Here is a 14,116-nt window from a genome sequence, read left to right as displayed (position 1 = left end):
CGCCGAGAAAGAGGAGCCCGCGACATCGATCACGCCGAGCCTGCCCGCGGGCCGCGGGGAGTTCGACGTAGGCTGGCGGCGCCCGTGAACCAGTCGGGCCTGGCGAGGAACGGACGGGTGATGAGCGAGCTGCGGGTCCACGGCGGAACCCCGCTCACCGGTGAGATCACGGTGAGGGGCGCGAAGAACTTCGTGTCGAAGGCGATGGTCGCGGCCGTCCTCGGTGAGACTCCCAGCGAGCTGCGCAACGTCCCGCAGATCAAGGACGTCCAGGTCGTCGCCAGCATCCTGGGTCTGCACGGCGTCGGCGTCGAGTGGGACCGCAGCAGCGGCGTCGTCTCGATGGATCCTCAGCACGTCGAGACCGCGGTGATGGCGGAGGTCAACGCCCACGCGGGCTCCTCCCGGATCCCGATCCTGCTGTGCGGCCCGCTGCTGCACCGCCTCGGCGAGGCGTTCATCCCTGACCTCGGCGGATGCCACATCGGTGACCGGCCGATCGACTACCACCTGAGCATCCTGCGCGAGTTCGGTGCCCGGGTGGACAAGCTCGAGTCCGGGATCAGCATCACCGCACCGCACGGGCTGACCGGCACCCAGGTCGAGCTGCCGTACCCGAGCGTCGGAGCGACCGAGCAGCTGCTGCTCACCGCGGTCCGCGCGCGTGGCAAGACCGAGCTGCGCAACGCCGCGATCGAGCCCGAGATCATGGACCTGATCGCGCTGCTGCAACGCATGGGCGCGATCATCTCGGTCGATCCGGGGCGGATCATCCGCGTGGAGGGCGTCGAGGCGCTCACCGGCTACACCTTCACGGCGCTCCCGGACCGGATCGAGGCCGCCTCCTGGGCGTCCGCAGCACTGTCGACGCGCGGAGACATCTACGTCCGCGGTGCGCACCAGGCCGACATGATCACGTTCCTCAACACCTTCCGCAAGGTCGGTGGCGCCTTCGAGATCGACGACGACGGCATCAGGTTCCACCACCCAGGCACCGAGCTCAAGGCGATCGCGCTCGAGACCGACGTGCACCCGGGCTTCATGACCGACTGGCAGCAGCCCCTGGTCGTGGCGCTCACCCAGGCGACAGGGCTGTCGATCGTCCACGAGACCGTCTACGAGAACCGCTTCGGCTTCACCGAGGCGCTCACGGAGATGGGCGCCACCATCCAGGTGTACCGGGAGTGCCTCGGCGGAACCCCGTGCCGGTTCGGCCAGAAGAACTTCTTCCACTCGGCGATCATCTCGGGGCCGACGCCCCTGCGCGCCGCCGACATCGTGGTCCCCGACCTGCGAGGCGGGTTCAGCCACCTGATCGCCGCGCTCACCGCCGACGGCATCTCCAGCGTGCGCGGGATCGAGCTGATCAACCGCGGCTACGAGAACTTCGAGGGCAAGCTCGAGGCGCTCGGGGCGAAGTTCGAGAGCGTCTAGGAAGCCGCACGGTGTGAGGCTCGGCGCGCACCTGCCCGTCCTCGACCTCGAGGGTCGGGGGTGGGAGCTACGCGCCATGACCGGCTACGTGGCGCTCGCGCGCGATCTCGGCTTCGAGGCCGTGGCGGCCAACGACCACCTCGTCTACCGCTACCCGTGGTTGGACAGCATCGTCGCGCTGTCGAGCGTCCTCGAGGCGGCAGAGGGCATGACGCTCGCGACGACGGTCGCGCTCCCCGTGGTCCGCGGGCCCGAGGTGCTCGCCAGCGCAGCCCTGGCGCTGGACGCCCTCTCCGGAGGCAGGCTCCTGCTCGGCGTCGGTGCCGGGTCATCGCGAGCCGACTACGAGGCCACCGGGCACGACTTCGAGCTGCGGTGGCCGCTGTTCTGGGACGCCGTGGACCAGCTGCACGCGTCGCTACCCGGCGGTCCCCCGATCTGGGTCGGGAGCTGGGGCTCGTCGGCGGTGCTCCGGCGCACGGCAGCGCGCGCCGACGGGTGGCTCGCGTCGGCGGCGCACACGACGCCGGCGGTGGTCGCCGCACGCTGCGCCGAGCACGGCCTCCAGGCCGGCGTCGCGACGATGTGGACCGCGGTGACCGACGATGCCGACGAGAGCCGGCGGCGCCTGGCGTGGCTCTCCGAGATCACCGGCGTGCCCGCCGGGACTCTGGCCGAGAGGGTGCTGGTCGGGTCGCCGTCGAGCTGTGCCCGGTTGGTCCGGGCGTACCAGGACGCCGGCGTGCACACGCTTTTCCTCTGGCCGCTGGGCGATCCGGAGCGGGGTCTGGAGCGGGTGGCACGAGACGTGCTGCCGATGCTCAGCGACCCGCCGTGACCTGCTGCAGCAACGCCACCGCGGTCCGGATCGGCGCGGGAACCGGCCCGCCGGAGCGATGCGCGACACCGATGCGACGGACCGGCCCGCCCGGGTGCAGGTCGCGCACGGTGACCCCCGCAGGTGCTTGCGCGGCGGCGAGCCCGGGGACCACGCCGATCCCCAGCCCGGCCGCGACGAACGCCTGCACGGCGCGGTGGTCATCGGTGCTCAGCAGCGCGCGCGGCTCGAAGCCGTCAGCCCGACAGGCCGCGAGCAGGATCCGGTACCACGCGCTGCCGGGACGGCCACCCACCCAGGGCTCGTCCTTCAGGTCGGCGAGGCGGAGACGCCGGTCCGTGCGAGCGAGCCGGTGACGGACGGGCAGCAGCGCGCGGTAGGGGTCCTCGAAGAGCGGCACGACCGTCAGCCGGTGCGTGATGGCCGACGGCGTCCCGGCAGCCTCGTAGACCACCGCCATGTCGAGCTCGCCGCTCTCCAGGCGTGGGAGCAGCGCGGGCATGTGGTCGTCGACGACCGTCAGCTCCAGATCGGGACTGACCGCCCGGAGCCGGCTGAGGACCTGGGGGACGAAGCTGGTGAGCGCCGTCGGGAAGCTCCCGATACGGAGGCGACCGGCCTGGCGCCCGACGATCTCGTCGAGACTCTGCTGGGCGTCGTCGAGATGCGTCAGGATCGCGGCGCCGTGGCGGGCCAGCACCGCGCCGGCCTCGGTCAGCTCCAGCGGCCGGACGCCACGGTCCACGAGAATCGTCCCGACGTGGCCCTCGAGCGCAGCGATGTGCTGGCTGGCCGCCGACTGGGTGATCCCGACAGCCTGGGCGGCGCCCGAGAAGGAGCCCTCGCGGCCGAGCTCGGTGAGGACCTGGATCGCGCGCACCTGCGTCATCAGCGTCACTGATCCTCCATCAGTTCTCAGTGTTGATACTAATACCCGCGACTCCTACGTTCAGGGCCTCCAACCACGAGAGAGGCACGGACATGACCGCTGCACAGATCGACACCGACAAGCTGATGGCCTTCGTCTTCCGGGCGGTGGACGAGGTCGGTGCGACCCTGAACACCGCGCTGGTCCGCATGGGCGACCAGCTCGGCTACTACCGCGACCTCGCGTCGCACGGGCCGACGACCTCGGCCGAGCTCGCCTCGCGCACCGGTACCCCGGAGCCGTACGCGCGGGAGTGGCTCAACGCGCAGGCCGCGGGACGGATCGTCGAGTACGACCCCGCCGACGGCCGGTACTCGCTGCCGCCGGAGCACGCGGTCGCGCTGACCGACGAGACCAGCCCGGCGTACCTGCCCGGGTTCTTCCAGATCGCGCTCGGCACGGTCCACGACACCGACCGGGTGGTGCAGGCGGCGCGGGCGGGTACCGGCGTCGGCTGGCACGAGCACGACGCCGACGTGCACGTCGGGTGCGAACGGTTCTTCAGGCCCGGGTACGCCGCCAACCTGGTGTCCGGATGGCTGCCGGCGCTCGACGGGGTGGTCGACATGCTCACGGCGGGCGCCAGGGTGGCCGACGTGGGGTGCGGCCACGGAGCATCGACGGTGCTGATGGCGCAGGCGTTCCCCCGATCGAGGTTCGTCGGCTCCGACCTGCACGCCGCGTCGATCGAGACCGCCCGCGCGCGAGCGGCCGAGGCTGGAGTGGCGGACCGGGTCGTCTTCGAGACGGTGCCCGCACAGCAGCTCGGTGACGCCCGCTACCAGCTGATCACGATGTTCGACTGCCTGCACGACATGGGCGACCCGGTGGGTGCCGCGCGGGCTGTCCGTGCGGCGCTGGAGCCCGACGGCACCTGGATGGTGGTCGAGCCGGCCGCCGGCGATGCGGTCGAGGACAACCTGACCCCGCTCGGCCGGGCCTACTACGGGTTCTCCGCGCTGCTGTGCACACCCGCCTCACTCTCGCAGCCCGTGGGCGCGGCTCTCGGGACCCAGGCGGGCCCCGCACGGATCCGTGAGGTCGTCAGCCAGGCGGGCTTCACCCGGTTCCGCGTCGCCGCGTCGACACCCTTCAACACGGTCTTCGAGATCAGGCCCTGACGGGCAGGAGTGCCCGGCTGGATCGCCTGCGAGATCGCCGGCCTGTGACAGGATCGATGTGCGGGGGGCGTCGGTCCCGCCACAGGCAGGGGAGAGTGATCGGTCGATGTCGCAACAGCTGTCGGACGCCGCGCGAAGGATCGCGCAGCACCCGAACGTGAGGAACGCCGTCGGGCAGGCCATGGGGGCGGCAGCCGAGGGCGGCCAGCTCGGGCAGGCGGCGCAGTCCTTCGGCGTCAACCCGGCCGACTTCCCGGGTGCGCGGCCGGAGGGCAACGCCGCGGGCACCCGCATCGCGGCGGTGTCCTGCTCGATCGACGAGGCCGCCGAGGTCCTCTCGCGCAGCCACTACGAGACCGGACCCACCGGCCACCTCCACGTGATCACGCCGATGGTGATGCCCAAGACGCGGCGCGTGCGCGGGCTGCTGCCGGTCATCCTGGCGGTGCTGCTCGGCGTCGCCGGCTACGTCGCGCTGCTGCCGACGGACGGCCTGTCGACCGCCATCTTCGGGCTGCACTACTGGGTGCTGGTGCTGCTGACCGCGGGGTACCGGTACTGGCGCCAGGGCATGGTGATGGTCCCCGAGGGCTGCCGGGCGCTGATCTCCCGGTTCGGCAAGGTCGAGGCCGAGGTCGGCCCCGGCCTCGTGACACTGCTCAACCCGTGGAAGCGGGTCTCCTACATCATCAACACCACGCGGGAGTACCCGTTCAACGCCCCGATCCGGCAGGCGCCCACGAAGTCCGGCGTGCAGGCCAGCGTCGACCTGTTCCTGCAGTTCAAGATCACCAACGCGCGCGAGTTCGTGTTCGTGCTCGGCGCGGTGCAGGGCTTCCAGGACAAGCTGAACAACGCGATCTCGGAGACGACCCGATCGCTGATCTACGACCAGGAGGCCTCGGGCATCTACGACCTGGTCGGTGAGAGCACGTCGCGGCTGCTCGAGCAGCTGAACGCCCAGTTCCAGCCCGCGGTCCAGCTCACCACGGCGAACATCACGCACGCGGAGCCGGCGAGCCAGGAGTACCGGATGGACCTCGCCGCACCCGAGATGGTGCGGGTGGCGAAGGAGGCGTACACCTACGAGTACGAGCTCCAGCTGCGCAAGGAGCAGAACGAGGGCGACCTGAACAAGGACCTCGCCTCGCTCAACGAGACGCTGTCGGCGATCCAGGCGGACATCGCCCGCTACCAGGCCCAGATGGACACCGCGCTCGAGCGCGAGACGAACCGTGCGAACGCGTTGGCGCGGCAGCGGTTCGTGGAGTCCGAGTCCACGGCGAAGGCCAACGCGGCGCTGCTCGAGGCCCAGGCGCTCGACATCAGGGCGATGAGCGCGGCGCTGGCTCCCGAGATCCTCGAGTACACGTTCCAGCAGGACGTGCTGTCCAAGCTGGAGTCGCTCTCGGGCTCGCTGCCGCAGATCGTGCGGGTGGGTGGCGACGGCGACGGCGTCGACTACCTGGCGATCGCGCGCGACCTGGTCGGCGGTGCCGACCAGCAGCTGTTCTCCGGCGAGGACATGCAGGTCATCAGCGCCCGCAGCGAGGAGATCGCAGCGCGCGTGAGCAGCCGGGAGGAACGGATCGAGGAGCTGTTGAAGCCACCGGAGGAGACGCAGGTGGAGATCGTCACCTCTCGCGAGGAGGACGAGACGCCGGGAGCGGAGCGGGTCGAGGAGATCCGACGCTCGGTGGCGATGGACCCGAACGAGCTGAGCGAGCAGCCGGAGGCGAACGATGACTGAGCAGCAGGTGACGAGCCGGTCGGTCTCGGGCGCGCGGATGAGCTCGATCAAGGAGGCGTTGGCGGGCTGGAACGACGTCGCCGCGCTGCTGCGCGGCGGCGACGGCGGTGCCCTCGTGCCCGTGGTCATCCCGCGCGACAGCCGCGGCACCAGGTGGCTGGTGCCGGTGTGGCTCGGCGTCTGGGCGTTCGCCAGCACCGCGATGCTGATGGCCAACGGTTGGGGTCGGCTGGGCACCGCGACGCTGATCGGCGGGATCGTGCTGGTGCTGGTCGCCGCGCTGTGGTGGTGGCGGTCCTCGATCGTGGAGATCGAGGAGGGCACGATCGGCGTGCTGACCACCTTCGGCGCGATCTCAGGGCCGGGGCTCTCACCCGGTCGGCACTACCTGTGGCACCCGTGGAAGCGAGTCGCCTACGTGGTCGACGTGACCACGGAGATCCCGTACTCGGCTCCGGTGCTGTCCTCTCCGACGCACGAGAACGTGCCGCTGAAGTCGATCGAGTTCTTCCTGCGGTTCCGCATCCTCGACGCGATCCGGTTCGTGCAGACGATCGGCGCCGGGAACTTCGACCTGGTGCTGTCCAACTCCGTGCAGGACGCGATCCGCCAGCGCTCGCGCCAGGTGCGGACCGAGCGCGCGTACGACCTGCGGGGCTCCGACGTCAAAGACATGCAGGACCTGCTCAACCGGCAGCTGACCCCGTACGGCGTGCAGATCATCGGCTGCAACATCCCCGACGTGCAGCTGCCCGAGGAGTATCGCGAGCACCTGGCCACGCGCGAGCGTGTGGCCAAGGAGGCGGCCGCGTACGAGAAGGAGTGGGAGCTCGCGCGCAAGCGCCGTGTCGACACCCTGCTGATGGAGATCGAGCGCAGCAAGAAGGTGCGCGACGCGAAGATCGTCGAGGTGAAGGCCTCGCTCAACCGGGCCCGTCAGGACGTCGCGCAGATGCTCGAGGAGCGCGAGACGGAGGCGCAGAAGATCCGGTACGAGATCGAGACGCGGGCGCGCACCAACCTCGTCGCCGCGCAGGGTGAGGCCAAGGCGCGCGAGCAGCTCGCCACCGCCTACAAGGACAACCGTGCGGTGCTCGGCTACGAGCTGGCCCGACGGCGACTCGACGTGGGTGCGCAGCTCGCCGAGGCCGCTCCTCGTCCCGTCATCGTCAAGACCGATGCCAGCGGTGGTGGCACCGACTCCTCGGCGCTGTCGACCCTGCTGCTGGCCCAGCTGCTGCCGACCCTGGGTCAGCGGCAGCCGGCGTCACCGCCCGTAGGCGACCTGCCGTAGCGCCTTGATGTAACCGAGGGCGAAGAGCCGTCCCATCGTGGCGTAGCCGGGTCGGTGGTTGTCCTCACCGGCGAGCGTCGGGACGTGGTCGGGGCGGAGCGGGCCGTCGAAGCCGATCTCGGCGTAGGCCTCGACGCACGCGGCCAGATCGGTCTGACCGTCGTCGTGGAAGGTCTCCACGAAGTCGTCGGCGGTACCGCGGACGTCGCGGAAGTGGACGAACGCGATGGCCTCGCGGCGCCCCAGCTCCCGGATCACCGCGGGCAGGTCGTCGCTCATCAGCGCGACGTTCCCCTGGCACAGGGTGACGGCGTTCGCGGGGGAGGGGTGCAGGTCGAGCACCCGGCGGAACGCCTCGACCGACCGGATGATGCGCGGCACGCCGCGGCTCTCCGCGCGCGGCGGATCGTCGGGGTGCAGGGCCAGCCGGACGCCGGCCTGCTCGGCCTCGGGCACGACCGCGTCGAGGAAGTACGCCAGCCCGTCCCACAGTTGGTCCTCGGTGATGCTGCCGGGTTCGACGACCGGCGGGAGCGCGAGGTCTCCGGCCCGGGTGTACCCGGTCGAGAGCGCGCCGCCACGGATCCGGACGGCCACGTCGGTGCGGGCCCAGGAGGTGACGGCCATCCAGTTGTAGCAGAGCACCGGGACACCGAGCCGGCCCATCGCGCGGACCTGCTCGATGACGTGGGAGATCTGCTCGTCGCGCTGCGGCCCGCCGAGGCGGACGGCGTCCAGCGGTGGGGTGTCCTCGATCGCGGCCATCGTCAGGCCGTGGTCCGCCAGCCGTTCCTGGTGCGCCGTGATGGCGGCCTCGCCCCAGGGGCGCTCGTCGGTGAACGTCGGCGGCGGCGCTCCGACGGCGCGCAGCCACCGCATCTCCTGCTCGGCGCCGTCGAGCAGCACCACGGCGTCGTCGACGCCGCACTGCTTCATGAGCGTCCACAACGGGTCCGGACGGCTCTGGACCAGCTCGGCCAGCCTCATGCGGCGTACGTCCCCGCGGGCATGCCGGTGACCCCGGGGCGGCACCGGAACAGGCCGCCCAGGTGGGAACCTGCCTCGAGCTCGGCAGGGTCGTCGAGCTGGTGGCCGGTCGTGACGTAGAGGTCCCCGAGGTCGGGGCCGCCGAACGCGCACGAGCTCGGGTTGGCGACCGGCACCTCCAGGCGGGCGTCGACCCGGCCGTCGGGGCGATAGCGCCGGATCTCGCCGCCCCCGTACATGGCCACCCACAGACCACCCTCGGCGTCGACCGTCATGCCGTCGGGGAGCTCGCCGTCGAGGAAGTCGACGAGCACGCGGCCGTTGCCGAGCTCACCGTGCTCGCCGTCGAAGTCGTAAGCCCACAGCTGCCCCGGCATGGTGTCGATCACGTACATCGTGCCGTGGTCCGGGCTCCATCCGAGCCCGTTCGACAGCGTCAGCCCGGTCACGGCCGCTGTCACGGTGCCGTCGGGGTCGAGCCGCCACAGGGTCGACCGGCCCGGTGCGAAGTCGTAGGCGTTCGTGCCGGCCCAGAAGCGGCCGAACGGGTCGCACTTGCCGTCGTTGGCGCGGTGGGTCGGGCCGAGCCCGAGATCGACCAGCGGCTGCAGGTCACCGGAGTCCGACAACGTGGCGAAGCCCCGCTCGACCGCCAGCACGTAGCCGCCGGAGTCCCGCAGCGCGGCAGCGCCGACGGGGGTCCCGACACTCAGGTGCGTGTCGGTGCCTGACGCGGGGTCGAACCGGTGCACCTCGCCGCGGATGAGGTTGACCCACACCAGCTGCTGCGCCGCCTCGTCCCACACCGGGCCCTCACCCAGGTGAGCCCTGATGTCGAGCACGAGCTCGAACGTGGCATCGCCGTCGGTCACGCCTGCTCCTCGAGGCACCACCGGTGCCCGAACGGGTCGACGAGCCAGCCACGCCGCTCACCGGGGCCCTGATCAGCCGGTTCACGATCGATCGTGGCGCCGGCGGCCACGGCGCGGGCGTAGGCGGCGTCGACGTCCTGGACGGTGAGTGCGAGCGCCACGGTGCTGTGGCCGAGGGTGGCCGGGGCGTAGGCGCCGTACTCGTGGTACTCGTCGGACAGGAAGAGCACCGCGTCGCCGATCTGCAGCGTCGCGTGCCCGACCTTGCCATCCTCCTCGGTGTAGCGCTCGCCCACCTCGTGGGCGTCGAAGGCCGCGGCGTAGAACGCGATGGCTGCGGCGCCGTCGTTCACGGTGAGGTACGGGGTCAGACGGTTCATCGCCCCACGGTAGCTGTGACGTCCGTCATGTGCGATCCATGATGCGCGCAGCCGAACCGGTGAGGGCAGGCACTGGGATCGGGCCGACCGCACCGGCATGCTGGATGGCATGAACGCACCAGTGATCACCGCCAGCGGCGTCCGCCGCACCTATCGCGGCTCGGGCGCGCCGTTCGAGGCCGTCCGCGGCGTCGACCTGCGGGTCGAGCAGGGTGAGCTGTTCGCGCTGCTGGGCACCAACGGTGCCGGCAAGACCTCGCTCCTGGAGGTCGTGGAGGGCATCGCCCCGGCGAGCGCCGGCGAGGTCCGGGTGTTCGGGCAGGACCCCTTCCGGCAGCGGGCGCAGGTCCGGGCCCGCACTGGCATCATGCTGCAGGAGGCGGGGTTCCCCGCCGACGTCCGCGCCGGCGAGATGGTCACGACCTGGGCCGCCACCCAGAGTCGTCGCAGCGACGACGACGTGCTGGCCGCCGTCGGGCTCTCGCACCGCGCCGGGGTGGCCGTCTCGAGCCTGTCCGGCGGTGAGCGCCGCCGTCTCGACCTCGCGCTCGCGCTGCTCGGGCGGCCCGAGATGCTGTTCCTCGACGAGCCCACCACCGGCCTGGACCCCGAGTCGCGTCGGGACGCCTGGAGCATCGTGCGCGACCGCCTCGACGACGGCGTCACGGTGGTGCTGACGACCCACTACCTGGAGGAGGCGGAGGAGCTGTCCGACCGGCTCGCGATCATGCACGCCGGTCGGATCGTCCGCCAGGGAACGGTCGCCGACATCGTCGCCGACGAGCCCGCCCGGATCACCATGACCATCCCGTCGGACGCGCCTGCTCCGCCGCCGCTGCTGGGCAGCACGCAGCTCGAGCGGGGGAGCACCGGCACGCGCTACGTCATCACCACGCCGCAGCTGCAGGAGGACATGTACACGCTGCTGAGCTGGGCCCGCGAGCACGGGGTCAGCATCGCTGACCTCGACGCGCGCGCCGCCTCGCTCGAGCAGGCGTTCCTGTCGATCGCGGCGAGCAGCGGAGCGGCGGCACAGCCCGAGCCCGCCGCTGCGTGACCCGTCACCTCGAACCCGCCGAGACCACGAGACCACAGGAGTCCGTCATGACCGCCACCACGCTCAGCCCCGCCCGACCCTCGGAGGGAGGCTCCGCCGTCCGCCGCGTCGTCGCGCTCGCCAAGCTCGAGATGACGATGCTCGTCCGGAACAAGACCGCGCTGTTCAACGCGCTGGCCCTGGGCCCGCTCATGGTCGTGCTGATCAACTCGTTCCAGATGCCCGGCATGAACGAGAACCGGTCCGCCTTCGTCGCGAGCCTGCTCGGGTCGCTGGTCGTCTTCGCGATCGTCTTCGCCGGGTACTACAACCTGTGCACCACCGCGGTCGCGCGGCGCGAGGAGCTGATGCTCAAGCGCCTCACCGTCGGTGAGCTCCGGCGCTGGGAGGTGCTGACCGCGATGGCGGCACCCTCGCTGTCGGTCATCCTCGCGCAGGTCGTGCTCGGAGCCGTGGCGGTGACGCTGCTGGTCGGCGCACCCACGGTCGTCAACCCGCTGCTGATGCTGCTCGGTCTGCTGCTCGGGTTCGGCGCGCTCGCCGTGCTCGGGTACGCGACGGCGATCATCACCCGGACCGTCGAGGCCGCGCAGATCACCACCCTGCTCCCGCTCGCCGTGCTGATCTTCTTCTCCGGTGCCACGTTCCCGTTCGCGCTGATGCCCGACGCGCTCCGCACGGTGGCCGAGCTGACGCCCCTGGCCGCGACCAACGAGCTGATGACGCTCGGCCTCACCGGCACGACCGCCGACGGCGGCACTCTCGACTTCGTGCAGTCCTTCGTGGGCGGCCTGCAGCCGACGATCGTGCTGCTGGCCTGGATCGCCATCGGCGGGTACCTGGTCCAGCGCATGATGCCGTGGGAACCCCGCAGGTAGGTTGACCCGGTGACTGTGCCATCATCGGCCGCCCGCTGGCTCGGGCGGACGCAGCCCGAACGCTTCGAGATGATGACGCGGTGGTCCATCTACTTCGTGTTCGCGCTGCCGCCGTTCCTGGCGCTGACGCTGATCACCGGTGGCACTCCCTACACGAACGACTGGGTGCTTGCCTACCCGGGCGCGGTCGCGGTGCAGGCGATCCTTGCAGCACGGGTGTTCGTGCCCGCGATGCGGGTCTACAACAACCGCGCCGTGTGGCCGGTCGGCCGGATGTGGTGGCTCGCTGCCGCGACGCTGGTGTGCGGGGCCATCGCGCTGCAGGTCTACCCGGGGCGCACCGAGGCCCTCGGCGTGGGGCTGCTGATCCCGCTCGCCATCGCGGTGATGGCGATCTCCCCGATCCCGGCACGGGTGCGGACGCTGCTGGCGCTGGCGATCGGTACCGGCGTCATCGCAGCGCTCGTGCAGCTCGCCATCGGCACCGCGCCGGTGAGGGTGGTGCCGACGCTGATCATCGCCACGTTCAGCATCACGGCCGTCGCGGCCTCGTGCCGGATGTCGGGATGGATGATGGCCGTCGTCTGGCAGCTCGACGAGGCCCGCGCGGTCGCCGGCCGACTCGCGGTCGCGGAGGAACGACTGCGGTTCTCCCGGGATCTGCACGACGTGTTCGGTCGGACGCTGTCCACCGTCGCGGTCAAGAGCGAGCTGGCGGCCGCGCTGGCCGAGCGTGGTGATCCGCGAGGCTCCGCCGAGATGCTCGAGGTGCGCCAGCTCGCCCACGACGCCCTGCGCGAGGTCCGAGGGGTCATCCAGGGCTACCGATCGGCCGACCTCGACACCGAGATCGCGGGCGCCCGCGCGCTGCTCCGCTCGGCCGGGGTCGAGTGTCGCGTCGCGGGTGAGGGACTCACCCTGCCGGAGGGGAGCGCCGAAGCGGTCGCGTGGGTGGTGCGGGAGGCGGTGACCAACGTGGTGCGTCATGCAGCCGCAACACGGTGCGATATCGATATCCGTGTGCAGGCGGATCGCTGTCTCGTGCGTATCGAGAACGACGGCGCGCCTGCGATCGCTGATCCCATCGGCAGCGGCAACGGGTTGCGCGGCCTCCGCGAGCGGCTCTCCGCGCGCGGGGGCACGTTCGGCGTCGTGGCCCGCGACGGCGTGTTCACCGTCACGGCCGAGGTGCCGCTGGGTCTGCGGAAGGATGAGGCCCCATGACCATCTCCGTGCTGCTGGCCGACGACGAGACGCTGATCCGCGACGCCGTCGCCGCGCTGCTCGGGCTGCAGGAGGACATCGAGGTGGTCGCCGTCGCGAGCAGCGGTGACGAGGCGCTCGCGGCCGCGCTCCGGCACCAGCCGGACATCGCCCTGCTCGATCTGCAGATGCCGGGCCTCGACGGCATCGAGGTCGCCGAGAAGCTGGCCACCCAGCTGCCCACGTGCCGGTGCATGATCGTCACCAGCCATGGACGCCCGGGCTACCTGCGGCGTGCGCTCGAGACCGGGGTGCGCGGCTTCCTGCCGAAGACGTCCTCGGCCACCGTGCTCGCCGACGCGGTCCGGACCGTGCACAAGGGCGGCCGCTACGTGGACCCTGAGCTCGCTGCCGACGCGATCGCTGCCGGCGCCAGCCCGCTGACCACCCGCGAGAGCGACGTGCTCGAGCTGGCCGCCGACGGCGCCCCGGTCGAGGAGATCGCCTCCCGTGCCCATCTCTCACCGGGCACGGTGCGCAACTACCTGTCCGCCGCCGTCGCCAAGCTGGGGGTCACCAACCGGCACGAGGCCGTGCGCGTCGCTCGCGAGCGCGGGTGGCTGTGACCGGTGGGCGCCCGCGCCCGCCGTGGGTGTTCCGGGCGGTCGTCGCGGTGCTGCGACCACTGATGCGGCTGGTCACCCGCCCCCGGTGGCGCGGTGCCGAGAACCTGCCGGACGGTCCGTTCATCATCGTGGCGAACCACATCTCGGTGTTCGACCCGTTCACCTTGATCCACTTCCTCGTCGATCACGACGTGTGGCCGGCCGTGCTGGCGAAGGACTCCTTGTGGCGGTACCCGGTCGTCGGCTGGGTGGTGCGCCAGGTGAGGGCCGTGCCGGTGCACCGGGGCTCAGCCGGTGCGCGAGGTGCGCTCGCCGGCGCCGAGACCGCGATCGCGGCCGGGTACGCCGTGCTGATCTTCCCCGAGGGCACCACGACCCAGGACCCCGACATCTGGCCCATGCGCGCCAAGACCGGAGCCGCACGACTGGCCCTGCGCACCGGCGCCGCCGTGGTGCCGATCGCGCAGTGGGGCGCGCACGAGGTGATCCCCGTCAGCGGCAAGGGATTCAGGCCCTTCCCGCGCACGCCGTCGGACGTCGTCGCCGGCCCACCGGTCGACCTGAGCGACCTGGTGGAGCGGGCCGACGACCCGGCCGCGTGGGAGGAGGCGACCACACGCATGATGGCGCGCATCACCGCGCAGCTCGCCGGGATCCGTGGCGAGGCCCCGCCGGCGGTGCCGTTCGTCGGGCAGCCTCTGCCACCCCGCTGACGGCGTTCGGTGCCGGCTACCGGCACGGTGGCCTG

14 protein-coding genes are annotated in these 14,116 nt (G+C 71.5%); 10 read left to right on the top strand and 4 right to left on the bottom strand.

Annotated elements, in window-relative coordinates:
• The first annotated feature begins 120 nt into the window (after positions 1–120).
• Both murA and GPA04_RS05460 read left to right on the top strand, forming a co-directional pair.
• Positions 121–1,434 carry a UDP-N-acetylglucosamine 1-carboxyvinyltransferase gene (gene murA / locus GPA04_RS05465; protein WP_156223044.1) on the top strand — a complete coding sequence of 438 codons (1,314 nt, stop codon included), beginning with the start codon at positions 121–123 and terminating at the stop codon, positions 1,432–1,434.
• A gap of 13 nt (positions 1,435–1,447) precedes the next feature.
• Positions 1,448–2,272, top strand: coding sequence for an LLM class flavin-dependent oxidoreductase (locus GPA04_RS05460; protein ID WP_156223043.1), 825 nt, complete (start codon positions 1,448–1,450; stop codon positions 2,270–2,272).
• Here GPA04_RS05460 and GPA04_RS05455 read toward each other — a convergent pair.
• Positions 2,256–3,161 carry a LysR family transcriptional regulator gene (locus GPA04_RS05455; RefSeq protein WP_241680632.1) on the bottom strand — a complete coding sequence of 302 codons (906 nt, stop codon included), beginning with the start codon at positions 3,159–3,161 and terminating at the stop codon, positions 2,256–2,258. The genes GPA04_RS05460 and GPA04_RS05455 overlap by 17 nt on opposite strands.
• A gap of 92 nt (positions 3,162–3,253) precedes the next feature.
• On the opposite strand from GPA04_RS05455, the gene GPA04_RS05450 reads away from it, so the two are divergent.
• The 3 genes from GPA04_RS05450 (at position 3,254) to GPA04_RS05440 (ending at position 7,365) form a co-directional block, all read left to right on the top strand.
• Entirely contained in the window at positions 3,254–4,321 is a 1,068-nt protein-coding gene (locus tag GPA04_RS05450; protein ID WP_156223041.1) for a class I SAM-dependent methyltransferase, read from the top strand.
• Positions 4,322–4,427: 106 nt separating this feature from the next.
• Positions 4,428–6,071, top strand: coding sequence for an SPFH domain-containing protein (locus GPA04_RS05445; RefSeq protein ID WP_156223040.1), 1,644 nt, complete (start codon positions 4,428–4,430; stop codon positions 6,069–6,071).
• Positions 6,064–7,365: an SPFH domain-containing protein gene (locus tag GPA04_RS05440; RefSeq protein ID WP_206674120.1), complete on the top strand. Its 1,302-nt coding sequence runs from the start codon at positions 6,064–6,066 to the stop codon at positions 7,363–7,365. The genes GPA04_RS05445 and GPA04_RS05440 overlap by 8 nt, the downstream gene beginning before the upstream one ends.
• Here GPA04_RS05440 and GPA04_RS05435 read toward each other — a convergent pair.
• From GPA04_RS05435 to GPA04_RS05425, 3 genes are read right to left on the bottom strand one after another with little or no spacing between them, the layout of a single operon-like run.
• Complete coding sequence (locus GPA04_RS05435) at positions 7,339–8,352, bottom strand: mannonate dehydratase (protein ID WP_156223039.1); 1,014 nt, start codon at positions 8,350–8,352, stop codon at positions 7,339–7,341. The two genes, GPA04_RS05440 and GPA04_RS05435, sit on opposite strands and share 27 nt — an antisense overlap.
• Complete coding sequence (locus tag GPA04_RS05430) at positions 8,349–9,224, bottom strand: SMP-30/gluconolactonase/LRE family protein (RefSeq protein ID WP_162458525.1); 876 nt, start codon at positions 9,222–9,224, stop codon at positions 8,349–8,351. The genes GPA04_RS05435 and GPA04_RS05430 overlap by 4 nt, the downstream gene beginning before the upstream one ends.
• Complete coding sequence (locus tag GPA04_RS05425) at positions 9,221–9,604, bottom strand: VOC family protein (protein ID WP_162458524.1); 384 nt, start codon at positions 9,602–9,604, stop codon at positions 9,221–9,223. Before GPA04_RS05425 ends, GPA04_RS05430 begins: the two co-directional genes overlap by 4 nt.
• Positions 9,605–9,713: 109 nt before the next feature.
• On the opposite strand from GPA04_RS05425, the gene GPA04_RS05420 reads away from it, so the two are divergent.
• Genes GPA04_RS05420 through GPA04_RS05400 form a run of 5 tightly spaced genes read left to right on the top strand, consistent with a single transcriptional unit; the run spans position 9,714 to position 14,081 of the window.
• Positions 9,714–10,661 carry an ABC transporter ATP-binding protein gene (locus GPA04_RS05420; protein WP_206674119.1) on the top strand — a complete coding sequence of 316 codons (948 nt, stop codon included), beginning with the start codon at positions 9,714–9,716 and terminating at the stop codon, positions 10,659–10,661.
• A gap of 47 nt (positions 10,662–10,708) precedes the next feature.
• Positions 10,709–11,539 carry an ABC transporter permease gene (locus GPA04_RS05415; RefSeq protein ID WP_156223035.1) on the top strand — a complete coding sequence of 277 codons (831 nt, stop codon included), beginning with the start codon at positions 10,709–10,711 and terminating at the stop codon, positions 11,537–11,539.
• A gap of 9 nt (positions 11,540–11,548) precedes the next feature.
• The gene (locus tag GPA04_RS05410; protein WP_156223034.1) at positions 11,549–12,763 is read left to right on the top strand and encodes a sensor histidine kinase; all 1,215 of its coding nucleotides are present in this window, start codon (positions 11,549–11,551) and stop codon (positions 12,761–12,763) included.
• Entirely contained in the window at positions 12,760–13,368 is a 609-nt protein-coding gene (locus tag GPA04_RS05405) for a response regulator transcription factor (protein WP_156223033.1), read from the top strand. Before GPA04_RS05410 ends, GPA04_RS05405 begins: the two co-directional genes overlap by 4 nt.
• Positions 13,359–14,081 (top strand): lysophospholipid acyltransferase family protein, encoded by a 723-nt coding sequence (locus tag GPA04_RS05400; protein ID WP_241680624.1) that lies wholly within the window; start codon positions 13,359–13,361, stop codon positions 14,079–14,081. Before GPA04_RS05405 ends, GPA04_RS05400 begins: the two co-directional genes overlap by 10 nt.
• Positions 14,082–14,116 lie beyond the last annotated feature (35 nt).

The sequence above is a fragment of the Pseudactinotalea suaedae genome, from assembly GCF_009733815.1.
GTDB lineage: Bacteria > Actinomycetota > Actinomycetes > Actinomycetales > Beutenbergiaceae > Pseudactinotalea > Pseudactinotalea suaedae.
Note: the sequence above shows the minus strand (reverse complement) of the source record. Positions and strands in the feature narration are given on the sequence as shown.